Genomic DNA, 15,473 nt, shown 5'->3' with positions numbered 1-15,473 from the left:
TCAGAAAACCTCCGTACGGCGCGCCATGGTCAGCGACCATGGTTCGACGTTGGTTCGGGAGGTCACCATGGATTGGTTGTTCACTCACAAGTGTCTGCGGCGTGGCGCGGCCGCTCTCGTGCTGCCCGCCGCCCTGATCGGCGCGATAGCCACCGCGGCGCCCGCACTGGCCGCACCCTCACCCGACCCGCTCGCCGGCATCGCCGAGGGCATCGCGGGTGCGGCCGATTCCGTTGGGGGCCTTGCCGGTATCGAGCTGCCCGACACCTACGGCCCCGAGACCGCGATCGTGGTGCTCGGCTACGGGCTGCTGCCGGACGGCACCATGCGCGCCGAGCTGAGCAACCGGCTGCACGCCGCGTTGGTCCAGGCGTTCATGTCACCCGCCTCCCCGGTGATCGTCACCGGCGGTAACCCGCGCAACGGTGTCACCGAGGCGCAGGTGATGGCGGACTGGCTCACTATCCGCGGGGTGGCCACGCATCGGATCTATGCCGAGACCCAGGCCGGTTCGACTGTGCAGAACGCGGAGTTCTCCGCGAAGTTGATGGAGGCGCTGGGCGTGCACAAGGCCGTGCTCATCACCTCCGCCGATCACATGCGCCGGGCGCTGGACAACTTCCTGGCCGCGGGCATCCCGGTGGTCGCGACGATGACGCCCGATGTGGCGCCGCTGTGGGCGCAGCCGTTCGGCGCGGGAAGTTAGCGCTCGGGTGCGCCGAAGTCGGTGTCGCGCACTACGATGCGTCTGGCGTCGTCGCGGGGTGCGGTGGTGCCGCGACTGGACAGGGGTATGCGATGGACAGGCCTGCGTGGGCACCAGAGGGCGTCGATATGCAGCATCCGAGCCCGGCTCGGATGTATGACGCCTTGCTCGGCGGCTCGCACAATTTCGCTGTCGACCGGATGGCGGCGGAGATGGGGACCAAGCTCGTCCCCGATCTGCCGCGTCTGGCACTGAGCAACCGTGCCTTTCTGCGCCGGGCGGTGCGCTTCATGCTCGACGCCGGGATCCGGCAGTTCCTCGACATCGGTTCCGGCATCCCCACCGCGGGCAATGTGCACGAGATCGTGCACGAGATCGATCCCGAGGCGCGGGTGCTCTATGTCGACATCGACCCGGTCGCGGTCGCCCACTCCCGGACCATCCTGCGGGGCAGGGAGCGGGCGGGCGCGATCGAGGCCGATCTGCGCAAGTCCGACGAGCTGATCGCCGCGGTGCGCGAGACCGGTCTCATCGACTTCGACGAGCCGGTCGGGCTGCTGCTGATCGCGGTGCTGCACCTGGTACAGGACGAAGACGATCCGGCGGGCAAGGTCGCCGCGCTGCGCGAGGTGGTCGCGCCGGGCAGTTTCATAGCCATTTCACATCTCACCTCCGCGATGCGGCCGGAGGATGCCGGTAAGCTGGGTGAGCACTCCGCCAACGAGACCAAGGTCGGCATCCGATTCCGGTCCGAGGACGCGATCGTGTCGATGTTTCAGGGTTGGGGCATGGTGTCGCCCGGAGTCGTCGCACTGCCGGCGTGGCGGCCGGAATCGGAGCGGGACCAGCACGAGAAGCCGGGCCGATCGCTCGGCCTCGGCGGGGTTGCGCGCAAAGAGTGAGCCGCCGGTTCGGTGGTGCTATGAGATGACAGGGTGGACGAGTAGTGGGGTCGTGGGAGCTGGCGCAGCGGTGGGCCGATGCCCTCGACGGCGTCGTCGCTCCCACGCTCAACCGCTCCCAGATCGAGGAGATGCTCGCCGCCCTGTGCACCGGTCTGATCGACGCGGCGCGCGGTGGCGAGGATTCCGATGTCGCCCGTCGTGCCGCCAGGATGCTGGTCGCGGCCAACTATCGTGATCCAGCGGCGGTGAGCCGATCGGTGCGGGTGATTTGCGAGGACCTGGTCACCATCGCCGCCGATGGGCCAGACGATCCGATGCTGCCCGAGGTCATGGACCGCGTGATCGGCCTGGCCGCCGACTTTTCCGCCGGTTTCACCGGGGCACTGCGGTCGGCGGCCTTGGCCGAGCAGGAGGCGACCTTGGCCGCGGTGCTCGCGGCCGCACAGGAAGCCGAGAGCCGCCGGGCGCTGTCGGAAGCCCGCTTCGAGGCGGTGTTCGACGGCGCCCTGGTCGGCATCGGCACCGTCGATATGTCCGGCCGGGTGGTGAACTGCAATGCCACGATGGCCGAGATGCTCGGGCACACCCCGGAGACGATGCCGGGCCGCACCGTCGCCGACATCCTCGGCCCGCAGAATCTCAACCACGCGTTCGGCGAACTGCAGCGTATGGTCACCGGCGAATCGGAGAGCTTTCGCACCGAGACCGAGCATCTGCACGACGACGGCGAGGTCACCGTCATCGACCTGTCGATGTCGGCGGTGCGCGACGCCGACGGCAATATCCAATTCTTGATCGGCGTCGCGGTCGACGTCACCGAACGCAAACAGCTCGCCGACCGGCTGTGGCACGACGCGAACCATGACGCGCTCACCGGCCTGCCCAACCGGCCGCACCTGTTCAGCAGGCTTGCCGACGCCGAACCGCCGATCGGGGTCTGCTACCTGGATCTGGACGGCTTCAAGGAGATCAACGACCTGTGGGGGCACACGGTCGGTGACCGGGTGCTGCGGGTCATCGCCGATCGGATGCGCGACGGTGTCCGCCCGCTGGACGCGATGGCCGCCAGGATCGGCGGTGACGAGTTCCTGGTGCTGGTGGAGGACTGCTCGGGGGAAGCGCAACTGGCGGATCTGGCCGACGATCTGGTCTCGGCGCTGACCGCACCGCTCGAGGTGGACGGGCACATGCTCGCGGTGGGTGTGAGCATCGGCGCCGCCTACTTCGACGAACTACCCGGCACGGTAGACGAATTGGTGCACGAGGCCGATTCGGCGATGTACCGCAACAAGCACGACACGCGCCGCTATCCGGCCCGGTAGCGGCCGGGCCGGATCGGTGCCGCCGCGCTAGACGAGCTGGCGGCCGCGGTTCGCCGCGCGCGCGAGCGAGCGGTCGCGCTGCTCCTCGAAGCGCGCCACGTCGACGCGGAGCCGGTCGAGGAAGGCCGCGAGGTCCTCGCGCGCCCGCTCGCCCCGTGCGCCGAAGTCGGTGCGCTCGAAGATGTTCCATTTGCGCAGCACCGGCAGCAGGACCTCGTCCAGGTGCTGGCGCAGGTCGTAGATGCCGTGCTTGGCCATCAGCACGCCGTTGCGCCGCCAGCCCGGCATGCCCGCTCCGGGCATCTGGAAGCCCTGCACGATCGTGTTGATCGCCTCCATGGCCTGGTCGGGCGCCAGATCCAGCGCGGCGGTGCAGAGGTTGCGATAGAAGATCATGTGCAGGTTCTCGTCGGCGGCGATGCGGGCGAGCATGCGATCGGCGATCGGGTCGTCGCAGACGCGACCGGTATTGCGGTGGCTGACCCGGGTGGCCAGTTCCTGGAAGGTCACGTAGGCGACGGAGTACAGCATGCCTGCCACGGCATTGGCCCTGATGTCGACGCCGCCCGCCTTTTCGTCGACGACGGCCATCACCGAATAGCCGTTCGTCATGTGGATCATCCGCGCCTGCTCGAGTGCCACCGGGTCGACGCCGCGGGTGACAACGAGGTAGTCACGCATCACGATGCCGTGGCGGTTCTCCTCGGCGGTCCAGCGGCCGACCCAGGTGCCCCACGCGCCGTCCTTGGAGAAGTTCTCGGCGAGCTCCCGGTGGTAGGACGGCAGATTGTCCTCGGTGAGCAGATTGGTGATCATGGCCGCCTTGGCGACATCGTTGAGCGTGGATTGCTCTGGGTCCCAATCGATTCCGCCCATCGCGGCGAAATTGCGGCCTTGGTCCCACGGCACGTAGTCGTGCGGATGCCAGTCCTTGGCCATCGACAGATGGCGGTCGACATTGCTCGCGGCGACCGGTTCGAGTTCGATGAGCAGTTCCAATTGGGTGAGGTTCCTGGCCAAGCTCGTGCCCTTTCCGTGAAGTGAAAAGCAAGAGTTGCGCTGGTCCGGTATTGTTGCCCGTCGTCGCCGAGGATAGACCCGGCGCAACGCGCCTCCGAACGACACGGTGCGGAGGGCACTGTTTCTGAATTTGGGCGCGTCGCGCCGACTGCATATACGCTCCACCAGTTCAGCTCCATCAGCGGTTCCCGATCCAGTCGTGGCATAGCTAGAGAGAGTGAGCGAAAATATGACGGACATCGTGGTCACGAGCCTGGCGGCGACCACCTCGATCGCCGGCGACGTCGACTCGACCTGGAAGGGTCTGCTCAACGGCGAAAGCGGCATCGACGTCCTGGAGGACTCCTTCATCGACGACTTCGACCTGCCGGTGCGGATCGGCGGTCACCTGAAGATCGCCCCCGCCGCCTCGCTGACCCGCGAGGAGGCGCGCAGGCTGTCCTATGTCGAGCAGATGGCCGTGGTCCTCGGTCGCGAAGTGTGGCGCAACGCGGGCAATCCCGAGGTGGACCGCGACCGGCTCGGTGTCTCGATCGGCACCGGACTCGGCGGCGCGGAATCCCTGATCTACGCGCGCGACAGGCTCGGCAACGGCGGATACCGCAAGGTCTCGCCGCTGACCGTGCAGACGATCATGCCCAACGGTCCCGCCGCCTGCGTCGGCCTCGAATTGGGTGCGCGCGCCGGTGTTTCCACACCGGTCTCGGCCTGCTCGTCGGGGTCGGAGGCGATCGCCAACGCGTGGCGGATGATCATGATGGGCGATGCCGACATGGTGGTGACCGGCGGTGTCGAGGGGTCTATCCAGGCGGTGCCGATCGCGGCGTTCACCCAGATGCGCGCCATGAGCACCCGCAACGATGACCCCAAGGCGGCCTCGCGTCCGTTCGACGCCGATCGCGACGGCTTCGTCTTCGGCGAGGCGGGCGCGATGATGGTGATCGAGACCGAGGAGCACGCCAAGGCCCGCGGCGCGACGATCCACGCGCGGCTGCTCGGGGCGGGCGTCACCTCCGACGGATTCCACCTCGTGGCACCGGATCCCGAGGGCACCGGCGCGGCGCGGGCGATGACACGGGCGATGCAGACCGGCGGGATCAGCCGCACCGATGTCACCCACATCAACGCCCACGCGACCGCGACGCCCATCGGTGACACCGCCGAGGCCAACGCGATCGGCAAGGCGATCGGCTCGCACGCGTCGGTGTACGCGCCCAAGTCGGCGCTCGGGCATTCGATCGGCGCGGTCGGCGCGCTCGAGGCGGTGCTGACCGTACTGAGCGTGCGCGACAGCATCATTCCGCCCACCCTCAACCTGGACAACCAGGACCCCGAGATCGATCTGGACGTGGTCTGCGGTGAGGCTCGGCGCGGGCCGATCGACTACGCGGTGAACAACTCCTTCGGATTCGGCGGGCACAACGTCGCCGTCGCCTTCGGGCGGTATTGACTCTTCGCCACGGCGGCGCCTCCTACAGATGCATTGTGCGTTGAAAAGGATAGGGAATGATCGGCGAGACTTTCGACGACTATGTGGACGAACTGGGCAATATCCGGATTCCGGGTAACCAGACCTTGATCGACTTCGTCGACAAACACAGCGAGGCCAACGGGGACGATCTGGCCTATCGCTTCATCGACTATTCACGGGAACGTGAGGGCGAATACCAGGAGCTGACCTGGCGCGAATTCGGGGTCAGGCTGCGCGCGGTGGCCGCGCGGCTGCAACAGGTGACCTCGCCCGGCGACCGGGTCGCGGTGCTCGCACCGCAGGGCCTGGACTACGTCGTCGCGCTGTTCGCGGCGGTGTACGCGGGGAATGTGGCCGTGCCGCTGTTCGATCCGGAGGAGCAGGGCCACAGCGACCGGCTGCACGCCGTACTCGGCGACTGCGAGCCGGTCGCTGTGCTCACCGTCGGCACCGCGGCGGCGGGGGTGCGGAAGTTCTTCCGGGAGCAGCCCGCCGCGCAACGGCCGAGGATCATCGCGGTCGAGGCGATCCCGGACACCGTCGGGGCGACCTGGCGCAGGCCCGAGATCGATATCGACAGCGTCGCCTACCTGCAGTACACCTCGGGGTCCACCCGGGTGCCCGCCGGCGTCGAGATCACCCATCGCTCGGTCGGCACCAATCTGCTGCAGATGATCGACGCGATCGGCATCACCGAGAACGCGCGCGGGGTCACCTGGCTGCCGCTGTTCCACGACATGGGGCTGCTGTCGGTGATCCTGCCGACCATCGGCGGCAAGTTCATCACCATCATGTCGCCGAGCGCGTTCGTGCGCAGGCCGTCGCGCTGGATCAAGGAACTGGCGGCCCAGGCCGACGGTGCCGAGATCTATTCGGCGGCACCGAATTTCGCCTTCGAGCACGCGGCGGTGCGCGGACTGCCCAAGGGTGGCGAATCGCTGGACCTGTCGAACGTGATCGGCCTGATCAACGGCAGCGAGCCGGTGTCGGTGGCCTCCATGCGCAAGTTCAACGAGGCCTTCGCGCCGTACGGGTTGTCCAAGAACGCGATCAAGCCCTGCTACGGGATGGCCGAGGCGACGCTGTTCGTATCGGCGACCAGACGCGACGACGAGGCCAGGGTGGTCTACGTCGATCGCGGGCAGCTGAACGAGGGCCGGATGGTGGCGGTCGACGAGCACTCCGCGGACGCGGTCGCGCAGGTGTCGTGCGGGTACGTCGCGCGCTCGCAGTGGGCGGTGATCGTCGACCCGGCGACCGGGATCGAGCGCAGGGACGGCGAGGTCGGCGAGATCTGGCTGCACGGCGACAACATGGGTATCGGGTACTGGGGCAGGCAGGGGGAGACCGCGGAGACCTTCCACAACCGGGTGACCCGCAATCCCGCGGGCAGCAGGGCCGAGGGCGCACCGGACGACGCGCGGTGGATGCGCACCGGCGACTTCGGCGCCTACCACGACGGCGAGCTGTTCATCACCGGCCGGGTGAAGGACCTGGTGATCGTCGACGGCCGCAACCACTACCCGCAGGACCTCGAGTACTCCGCCCAGGAGGCGAGCACGGCGCTGCGGCCCGGGTTCGTCGCGGCCTTCTCGGTACCGGCCGGGCAGCTGCCCGCGCCGGTGCTCGAGGCGGGCGGCCCGACCGACGAGGCGGCCGAGCAGCTGGTGATCGTCGCCGAACGCGGTACGGGCGCGGCGAAACTCGACCCGGGGCCGATCGTGGACACGGTGCGCGCGGCGATCGCGCGCAGGCATGGTGTCACCGTGCGTGACCTGCTGCTGGTGCCCGCGGGGTCGATCCCGCGTACATCGAGCGGCAAGATCGCCCGGCGGGCCTGCAAGGCGGCGTATCTGGACGGCACGCTGCGCGGCGGGCATCGGCAGGACGCCTATCCGGACGCGCCCGAGGAGTGAGAGACAGTTCGGCCACCGGGTTTCGGTGGCCGAACTGCGTTGTGGCCGTGATCAGTTGACGCAGGGAATGGTGCCGCCGATGGTCGTGGTCACCGCTTTTCCGGTATCGGGCAGCGGCGGGGCCGAGGTTGTCGGCGGGCCGAGCGCGGCGGGTACATCGACGACACCGGTCGGCATCGGCGCCGTGGTGGTGATCGGCGCTTCCAGCCCGAACGCCGCCCGCACCTCCCGTTTGATCGCGCCCGCGTCGACGATATTGACGTCCTGGCCGTCGATCACGTCGTAGCGCACCACCGGCAGCGTGTGGAACTCCACCGGCAGCGTGCCCGCCGCGCCGAGCTCGCGGGCGAAGTCGAACAGATTCCAGCCGTCGGAGAGCACGATGTCCTTGTGCGCCACGTCCATCAGCGCCGAGAGCCTGCTCAGATTGGTGAGCGTGCCGGAATCCCTGAGCGACTTGGCCACCGAGGTGAGGAACGCCTGCTGGCGGTGCGTGCGATCGAGGTCGCCGTTGTGCAGGCCGTGGCGTTGCCGCACGAAGGCCAGGGCTTCGGAACCGTCGAGGTGCTGGCGGCCCGCAGGGAACACCGCACCGGAGAACTCGCTGTCGTCGACCGCGTTGTTCAGGCAGACATCGACGCCGCCGATCGCGGTCGCCAGGTCGTAGAACCCGGCCAGCGAGATCTCGGCGAACCGGTCGATCGGTACCCCGACCAGAGTGCGCACGGTGGACACGATCGACGCGCGGCCCGCCTCGCGGCCACGGCGCTCCAGCACCACTGGGTCCGTTTCGCCCTGCTCGATCAGCTTCGCCTGCACCGCGGCCTTCTTCAGGCCGTACGCCTCCTTGATCTTGATCTGCCGATAACCCGGGATGCCCGTCACCGGCACGTAGTTGTCGCGTGGGATGGAGAACGCGACGATCTTGCTCAGGTCGGCCGGGATGTGCAGCAGGATCAGCGAATTCGCGTTGTAGCCGCCCTCGGTGCCGTCGCCGGCGTGCAGCTGGTCCAGGATCTGTTTCGGCAGGTCGTTGCCGTTGAGGTCCTTGCGGGTGTCCAGGCCGATCAGCAGGATGTTGACGGCGCCGCCGCGCGAGCGAGGGGCGTCGGTGCCGAGCGCGGTGGAATGGGTGAAACCGGAATCGAAGTCGTTCTTCGCCGACCAGGACAGGCCGGTGCCGGTGAAGACGGCCAGTGCGATCGTCGCGCCGATCATCCTGGCCAGGATCAGGCCGACGCGGCGCACGCGTCCGGGCCGGGGCGTGCGGCTGGTGGTGGGGACCTGGTTGCCGACGCGCCGCGGACCGGGCCTCGGCGTTTCCAGGCGTGGTAAGGGCGCCGTGTCGTCGTCTCTGTTCACCGCAGTGCGCTACCTGCCTGCCACTGTTCCCACGGCACGCTCCAATCTCCGTTCTGCCACACCTCGAGCGGTGCGCCGCCGGTGTTGCGGATCTCCACCACGTCGCCGGGCTGGGAGAAGTCGTAGAACCATCGGGCGTTCTCGCCGCTGAGGTTGAGGCAGCCGTGCGAGACGTTGGTGTTGCCCTGCGCCCAGCTGGTGTCGTCGAGTTGGTGCAGATAGATGCCGTCGGTGCTGATCCTGGTCGCCCAGCCGATGGTCTCCTTGTAGCCGAGCCGGGAATTCACCGGCAGACCGTAGGTGGAGGAATCCATGATCACCGGGTTGGCCTTGTCCATGACGGTGTAGACGCCCGGTTGGGTCCAGAAGGTGATCGTCTTGCCCGCGACGACTTCGCCGCCGCCCCTGCCCATCGAGGTGGGCATGGTGCGGATCAGGGTGCCGTTCTCGAACACCTGGACCTGCTTGTCGTTGTCGTCGACGATCGAGATGTGTGCCGGGCCGATCGTGAAGCTGGTCCCGGTGTCCTCCTGGCCGTACAAGCCGCCGCCCAGGTCCTTGCCGTAGATGTCGGCGGCGAGGGTGACCGAGGTGCCGGGCGGGTAATAGTTCTGCGGCCGCCAGTGGGCGTTGCGGTTGTCGAGCCAGTACCAGGAGCCGGTCGCCGGCGGGTCGGTGGTGACGCTGAGGTGCCGTTCGGCCGTCGCACGGTCGGGAACGTCCTGGTCGAAATGCGCGACGACGACGGTGCCGACGCCGTAGCTGTCCGACGGGGACAGCGCCTCGCCACCGGTGGTGCGGAAGTACACCTTCGTCTGATTGTTGGGCGCGAGTGTGGAGAACGAGGAGGTGATCGGTCCGATCGGGCCGGTGACGGTGAGCGCTTCGGCGACGACGGTGTAGGTGCGGCCGTAACCGAGCGGTTCGGCGGGCTTCCACGCCGTCTGGTCGGGGGTGAAGACGCCCTCGATCGTGCGGCCCTGCTCGTTGGTCATGGTGACCGAGGTGAGTTCGCCGTCGCTGGTGGTGACCCGGACCGGGCTGAGCGGGTCGACCTCGGTCGTGCCCGACGCCGGCTCGACCGAGATGACGGCGGCGGGCGGGTCGGCGGTGTCGGATCCAGGCTCGCGCGAACCGCCACAGGCCGCGACGATCAGCCCGAGGCCGGCTGCGAACCCGGCCAGGAAACGACGTCCTGCCATACGCCCTCCTGTCCTCGGTGCCGGTCAGTCCTGTAGGCCGACCTCGATGTCGAGCGAGAGGGCGATCTTGTCGCCGACCACGACGCCGCCGTTGGCCATCGGCATCTCGGTGGTGATCCCGAAATCACGGCGGTTGATGGTCGCGGTGGCGGTGAAGCCCGCGACCGGCGCGTCGCCCATGCCGGGGCCCGCGCCAAGGAATTCCACGTGCAGGGTGACCGGCTGGGTGGTACCGCGGATGGTGAAGTCACCGGTGACCTCGAACTCGTCGCCGAGGAGACGGAAGTCGGCGGCCTTGAAAGTGGCGACGGGATGGTTGGCCACGTCGAAGAAGTCGGCGGTGGCCAGGTGCTCGTCGCGCTGCGGATTGTCGGTGGTGACCGAATCGACCCGCATCTCGACCACGGCGTCGGCGGTGCCGTCGGGATGGACGGCCAGCGCGCCGGAGAAATTCGTGAAGCGTCCGCGCACCTTGCTCACCATCAGATGGCGCACGGAGAACTGCAGAGCCGAATGGCTACGGTCGATGACCCACGTTCCCGCGGACAGGCCTTGGGTAGGTGCCGACATGATCTCTCCTCACCGAGCGAACCGGCCGCGGTGGCCGACGTGATGTGAAGCGATGACGGCAACCAGCCTAACCCGGTATCCGCCCGGCGGTCAGTCCTCGCTGCTGGTGCGTTCGCCGAGGAATCGCAGCAGCGCCGGATCGGCGGAGGTGAACCGGTCGACCTCCTGACCACCGGTGCATTCGAACAGGCCGACGGTCACCGAGTCGGCGCGGTGGGCGAGCACCCGCCAGATCGCGCCGGAATCCTGCCAGCGGCGCAAGGTCTCGACCGGGTTCGCGGTCATGCTCGCACCTCGCCGTCGCTGGGCTCCGGCCGGACAACCGAGGCGGCGACCGGCTCGCGATAATTCGCGGCGACCAGCGCGAGGCAGGCCGCGGCGATCAGCGCGACGACCAGATACATGGCGGGATAGCCGAAGCCGAAGCTGCCGTGCAGGGCGGACAGCACGGCGGGCACACCGAAGCCGAGGTAGCTCACCGAGTAGAAGACGGCGTTGAGCCCGGCCAGATCACCGGGACCCGCGATCCGCTCGATCTGCTGCAACCCCGCGACCAGGCCGATGCCGTATCCGCTGCCGAGCACGACGGCGGTCAGCAGGGTCACCCAGATGCTCAGGGTGGCCGCCGTCCACGACGCCAGCACCATGCCCGCGGTCAGCAGCACCAGGGCCAGGACCGCGGCGCGGGCGGTGCCGGGCCGGTCGATCCGCCGGGCCACCGATTGGATGGTGAAACCGCAGCCGAGCGTCACCATGGTGACCAGCGCGGAGAAGGCGATCGGGGCGCCTTGCACGCGCGGCAGCATCAGCGTCGGCAGCACGGCGTAGGCGGTCGCGTTGGCGGTGAACAGCCACAGCGCGATCGGCACCGCGACCCGAAGGAAGCGGCGGTGCCCGGCGGCCGGGATCTTCAGATCGTCGCGTAGCCTGCCCGGATTCGGCTGTCGCGTCACCGTTTCCGGTGACTTGGCCAGCCAGACCGCGGTGGCGACGCACAGCGCCGCATTGACGAGATAGGCGGTGGAATCGGGCAGCGGCCCCCACTGCGCCAGCACACCGGCCACGCCGGCGCCGAGCGCGAACCCGGCGGTCAGGCTCATGGCCGAGCGGCGGGCACCGACACCGGCGGCGGCCGCGGCGTAGGGCGGCTGGGAGAGCTCCTTGAGCCAGCTGCCGCCGACCGCCATCGCCAGTCCGAGCGCGACGCCGCACAGCATCCGCCCGGCCGCCAGCATCGGGACCGAGGCCGCGCCCGCCGCGAGCAGCAGCGAACCGGCCGCCGCGATCAGCGGGGCGGGCAGCATCAGCGGGCGGCGGCCGAACCGGTCCGAGAGCGGGCCGCCGATGAGCAGCGCGGGCACGATGCCGAGGACGTAGTAGAACAGCAGCAGGTCGACCGCCGTCAGCGGCAGGCCGTGGCTCTTGTACATCACCAGTAGCGGGGTGAACTCGTTGCCGCCCCACGCGATCGCGACCATCGCCGCGGAAACACCGAGCCAGGCGCGGGTCCGCGTGCTGGAGACAGCACGGGGCCGTTCACTGGTGAGAATCGCCATCACAGGCCCTTTCCGTCGTGCGCGCACCGGGGCACGCTCACGGGGCGAGTGGTGGCAACCGGTCTCATTTTAGGCGCGGCCGATCGCTGTACTACCGTCGGCCTGTGCGTGAGCTGCGGGTCGGGTGTGCGATGTGGACGCACCCGCAGTGGCAGCAGCGGTTGCCCGCACCGGGGGAGCGGCTGCGCGCCTACGCCGGGCACTGCGGCGCTGTCGAGGGCAACACCACCTTCTACGCGACGCCGTCGGCCTCCACCGTCGAGTCGTGGGCCCGGCAGACCGCGCCGGATTTCCGGTTCGTGCTCAAGCCGCCGCGCGCCGTCACCCACGAGCGCAGGCTCGTCGACGCGCAGGCCGAGCTGTCGGCCTTTCTCGATGTGATGGCGCCGCTCGGGTCGCGGGTGCATGCCCTGTGGATTCAGTTGCCCGCCTCGTTCGGGCCCACCGATCTGGGTGCGCTGGCCCGGTTCCAGCGTGATCTGCCCGCCGGGTTGCGGTGTGCGGTCGAGGTGCGTCATCCGGCCTTCTTCACCGACGAGCGCGCCGCGGTGCAGCTGGAACGGGTGCTCGGCCGGATCGGCGCCGAATGGGTGCCCTTCGACACGACCGTGCTGTTCGACGGACCGCCCGGCGACCCGTCGGAGTACGAGGCGCGGGCGAAGAAGCCACGGGTGCCGCGGCGGATGCGGGCGCTGACCGAATACCCGATCGTGCGCTACCACGGTCGCGCCGACGAAAACCGCACCGTCGCCGGCTGGCAGCCGTGGGTCGAGACCGTCGCGCAGTGGCTGCGCGAGGGCCGCTCCCCGACGGTGTTCGTGCACACCCCCGACAACGCCGCCGCCCGCGGGCTGGCCCGCCGGTTCCACGACGCGGTCGGCGCCGTCGTCCCCGAGCTCCCGCCGCAGCCGACTCCCGAACCCGACGAACCGATGACCCTGTTCTGAATTCCCCGGACGCCTGTCGGACCCCCGTGGCATGCTGTGCGCCAGCACTGGGGAGTGGGTGGGCGGACTCGAAGGGGACGAGTGATGTCTACGGAGCGAATGTCGTTGGCGCGTGCGCCGCATTGCGAGCCCGGCCTCGAAACAGCAGCGACTCCGTCGCGGGCTGCGGTGGATATCGCTGTGCCGCAGCGATATCCGGGATCGACGCGTCCTCGGGCGGCCGGTGCGCCGTTCGGTGTGCGCCGGGTGGTCAGCGCGGCGTGCGCACGGGGCAGGCGCGGCGAGGCCGAATCCGTCGCCGAGGCACAGCGATTCGCCGAGCAGTCGGTGCGGTTGGTGCTCGAGGTCGTCGACCGGCGCAGAAAGCCCGACCAGTTGCGCGCGGTCACCGACCCGCGGGTCCTGGCATCGGTGCGCACCATGCTCACCCAGGACCTGGCTCCCGGCCGCAGCCTCGGCGCCGCCACGGTCAAACACGTGCGGGTGACCGCCACCGAGCCGGGCGGCGCCGAGATCTTCGCCTCCTACCAGCGCGGCCCGCGAACCCTCGCGATCGCCGGCCGCGTCGAATTCACCAAGGACCGTTGGCGTTTGGTGGCCCTCCGACTGTTCTGACACGGTCAGCGCCGGGCGGTGACCCCGGAGAAATCGTGCGAGACCTGGTGATTGCGATCGACGAAGGTGCCGAACGCGTGGTCGGGATGCAGACCGAAGTACTGCCCGCGGGTCCGGTCGGTCCAGGCCAGCGCCGCCGCGGCCGCGATGCGGTGGAAGTGCACGGTGTATCCGCGCTCGTAGATCCGCAGCAGCGCATAGCCGCCCGGATACTCCTTGACCGCGGCGACCTCGAGGAACTCGACGCGCCCGGAATCGGGGCGGCTCATCCGGTTTCGATGGGTGTGCCCGCTGTGATGCAGGAACACGCCGGGGCTGGTCCGGTAGCTCGCCTGCAGCGCGTGCGCGCTCGCCCGGTCGAGGACGAATCCGGGGCCGCCCGGATTGCTCAGTGCCGCATAGCGGGTCACCGGATGGTGGCCGAAGATCAGCGTCGGCTGGTCGGGCGCGGCGGCGAGTAACTCGCGCAGGTGCGCGAGCTGGGCGGCCGAGATCGTGCCGCCCGCGCCCCGATGGCGTGTGGTGTCGAGGCCGATCAGCCGCAGGCCACCGAACTCGTGGCAGGTGAGCCGCTGGCGGGCATGGAAAGCCCAGCCCCAGTGGTCCTCCCGCCCGCGCGCGACGTCGTGGTTGCCGCGGCAGGCGAGATAGTCGCGGCCGCGCGTGCCCCAGTCGTCGAGGCGCGCGCGGATTCCGGCGACCTGGTCGGCCGTGCCGCTGTCGGTGAGATCACCGGCGACGACGAGATGGTCGACCGCGCGTTCGGGCCTGCGGATGTCGTGCAGCAGTGCGTCGGTCATCACCTGCGGGTAGTGGCCGTCGTCGTGGCGCAGGCCGGGCGGCAACCCGGCGACGATCAGGCCGCTGCGGTCCTCACCCCAGTGCAGGTCGTTGGTGAGGGCGATGGTCCGCAGCAGGCGGCCCGGTGGCGGTGGTGCGGTGCGAAGGACGCCGGTCGCCTCCGGTGCGCCGGGACGGCGCGTCACCCAGGTGCGGCCCGCGACCGCGCGGACACCCTCGGAGCAGGCGGTGAAGCGGTAGCTGCGGCCGGGTTCGAGACCGCGGATCTCGGCGTAGTGATGGGCGGTGCGGCGCGGATCGTAGAACCGGGTCACCGGTGCTGCCTGGCCGTCGGCGAGGGCGAGCCGGACCTCGGTGTCGGCGGCGGCGGGGCGCAGGGTGCCGGACCGGTCGCGGCGCCGGGTGGCCCAGGTGAGGATCGCGGTGTCGTGGGTGACCGTCACGACCTCGAGATCGGTGACGACCAGCTGGCCGCGCGCGCTCGCGGAGCTGCGCGGCCGCGCCATCGGCGCGCGGACGGTGGCCGCCGCGGCGCCGGAGGCAGCGTTGACCAGCCATGCGGTGTGCAGTCGAGGATCGAGCATGCCGGGCTCCGTTCGCCGTCTACCGGGGACGGTACGGGTGCCGGTTGAACGTGTGTGGACGGCGATGTGGCCGTCAGCTGCCGTGGTCGTGGCGAGGGTGGGAGGAACGGGCCCCGCCGCCCGAGGAGCGGGGTCCGTGTGCCGCGCCGACCTGGGGGGAGGGTGGGTTGAGACCCTGGCGCGGCCGTGGTGCTGTGGTGCGCCGGTTCCGTGGCCGGTTTTCGGGCAGCGCACCACCTGCTATTCGGTGCGTGGGCGGTTCCGGCTTGGTTGTGCGCCACCGCTTTCCGGCGCGTCGCCCTCGGGCCCGTCGGGTAGCCTGCGCGCGCCGCTGGCCACCTCGACGACGAGATCGTCGTAGCCGCACCCCAGTTCGTGCAGACGCAGTTGTGCGGCGCGGAGTTCGGATTCGGCGCCGCAGGCCAGTGCGCGGTAGGTGAGGGCGGCGAAATGGGCCATGCGGTCGACGACGGCGCCGATGCTCTCGGTGTGCATC

General features: G+C 69.5%; 14 protein-coding genes and 1 pseudogene. 7 read left to right on the top strand and 8 right to left on the bottom strand.

Translation table 11 applies throughout. The annotated features are described in order from the left end of the window. The 3 genes from ACFWF2_RS31190 to ACFWF2_RS31180 all read left to right on the top strand — a co-directional run. Positions 1-706, top strand: a 706-nt coding sequence (locus tag ACFWF2_RS31190; protein ID WP_379311069.1) for a YdcF family protein, incomplete at its 5' end; no start/stop codon positions are given. Between the two features lie 92 nt (positions 707-798). Beyond that, positions 799-1,608, top strand: a complete 810-nt coding sequence (locus ACFWF2_RS31185) for an SAM-dependent methyltransferase (protein ID WP_379311068.1) — start codon at positions 799-801, stop codon at positions 1,606-1,608. Between the two features lie 44 nt (positions 1,609-1,652). Beyond that, a complete protein-coding gene (locus ACFWF2_RS31180; protein ID WP_379311067.1) occupies positions 1,653-2,933 on the top strand; it encodes a diguanylate cyclase domain-containing protein in 1,281 nt (426 codons plus the stop codon). A 27-nt stretch (positions 2,934-2,960) separates the two neighbouring features. On the opposite strand, the gene ACFWF2_RS31175 is transcribed toward ACFWF2_RS31180, so the two are convergent. Then, a complete protein-coding gene (locus ACFWF2_RS31175) occupies positions 2,961-3,953 on the bottom strand; it encodes an acyl-ACP desaturase (RefSeq protein WP_379311066.1) in 993 nt (330 codons plus the stop codon). A 229-nt stretch (positions 3,954-4,182) separates the two neighbouring features. Between ACFWF2_RS31175 and ACFWF2_RS31170 the strand changes: the two genes are divergently transcribed. Both ACFWF2_RS31170 and fadD32 read left to right on the top strand, forming a co-directional pair. Further along, on the top strand, positions 4,183-5,403 hold the full coding sequence (locus tag ACFWF2_RS31170; RefSeq protein WP_379311065.1) for a KasA/KasB family beta-ketoacyl-ACP synthase: 1,221 nt from the start codon (positions 4,183-4,185) through the stop codon (positions 5,401-5,403). 59 nt (positions 5,404-5,462) lie between these two features. Continuing rightward, a complete protein-coding gene (fadD32, locus tag ACFWF2_RS31165; RefSeq protein ID WP_379311070.1) occupies positions 5,463-7,340 on the top strand; it encodes a long-chain-fatty-acid--AMP ligase FadD32 in 1,878 nt (625 codons plus the stop codon). Between the two features lie 51 nt (positions 7,341-7,391). Here the strand turns inward: fadD32 and ACFWF2_RS31160 are convergent, their stop codons facing one another. From ACFWF2_RS31160 to ACFWF2_RS31140, 5 genes are all read right to left on the bottom strand, one after another. Then, on the bottom strand, positions 7,392-8,702 hold the full coding sequence (locus ACFWF2_RS31160; protein ID WP_379311063.1) for an LCP family protein: 1,311 nt from the start codon (positions 8,700-8,702) through the stop codon (positions 7,392-7,394). Continuing rightward, positions 8,699-9,904 carry an Ig-like domain-containing protein gene (locus ACFWF2_RS31155; protein ID WP_379311062.1) on the bottom strand — a complete coding sequence of 402 codons (1,206 nt, stop codon included), beginning with the start codon at positions 9,902-9,904 and terminating at the stop codon, positions 8,699-8,701. Before ACFWF2_RS31155 ends, ACFWF2_RS31160 begins: the two co-directional genes overlap by 4 nt. Positions 9,905-9,928: 24 nt before the next feature. After that, positions 9,929-10,474, bottom strand: coding sequence for a YceI family protein (locus ACFWF2_RS31150; protein WP_379311061.1), 546 nt, complete (start codon positions 10,472-10,474; stop codon positions 9,929-9,931). A 90-nt stretch (positions 10,475-10,564) separates the two neighbouring features. Then, complete coding sequence (locus ACFWF2_RS31145) at positions 10,565-10,759, bottom strand: hypothetical protein (protein WP_379311060.1); 195 nt, start codon at positions 10,757-10,759, stop codon at positions 10,565-10,567. After that, entirely contained in the window at positions 10,756-12,030 is a 1,275-nt protein-coding gene (locus ACFWF2_RS31140) for an MFS transporter (protein ID WP_379311059.1), read from the bottom strand. Before ACFWF2_RS31140 ends, ACFWF2_RS31145 begins: the two co-directional genes overlap by 4 nt. Positions 12,031-12,134: 104 nt before the next feature. Here ACFWF2_RS31140 and ACFWF2_RS31135 point away from each other — a divergent pair, with 104 nt between their 5' ends. Together ACFWF2_RS31135 and ACFWF2_RS31130 are read left to right on the top strand one after the other, a co-directional pair. Then, positions 12,135-12,977 carry a DUF72 domain-containing protein gene (locus ACFWF2_RS31135; RefSeq protein ID WP_379311058.1) on the top strand — a complete coding sequence of 281 codons (843 nt, stop codon included), beginning with the start codon at positions 12,135-12,137 and terminating at the stop codon, positions 12,975-12,977. 180 nt (positions 12,978-13,157) lie between these two features. Then, positions 13,158-13,592, top strand: coding sequence for an Rv3235 family protein (locus ACFWF2_RS31130; protein ID WP_379311057.1), 435 nt, complete (start codon positions 13,158-13,160; stop codon positions 13,590-13,592). 5 nt (positions 13,593-13,597) lie between these two features. On the opposite strand, the gene ACFWF2_RS31125 is transcribed toward ACFWF2_RS31130, so the two are convergent. Continuing rightward, a complete protein-coding gene (locus ACFWF2_RS31125; protein ID WP_379311055.1) occupies positions 13,598-14,977 on the bottom strand; it encodes a metallophosphoesterase in 1,380 nt (459 codons plus the stop codon). A gap of 240 nt (positions 14,978-15,217) precedes the next feature. Continuing rightward, positions 15,218-15,473: pseudogene (locus ACFWF2_RS31120) on the bottom strand (hypothetical protein); the annotation flags it as partial.

It is taken from the genome of Nocardia sp. NPDC060259 (assembly GCF_042728775.1).
Lineage (GTDB): Bacteria > Actinomycetota > Actinomycetes > Mycobacteriales > Mycobacteriaceae > Nocardia.
The sequence above is the reverse complement of the archived record's forward strand: the minus strand, read 5'-3'. Positions and strand labels throughout refer to the sequence as shown.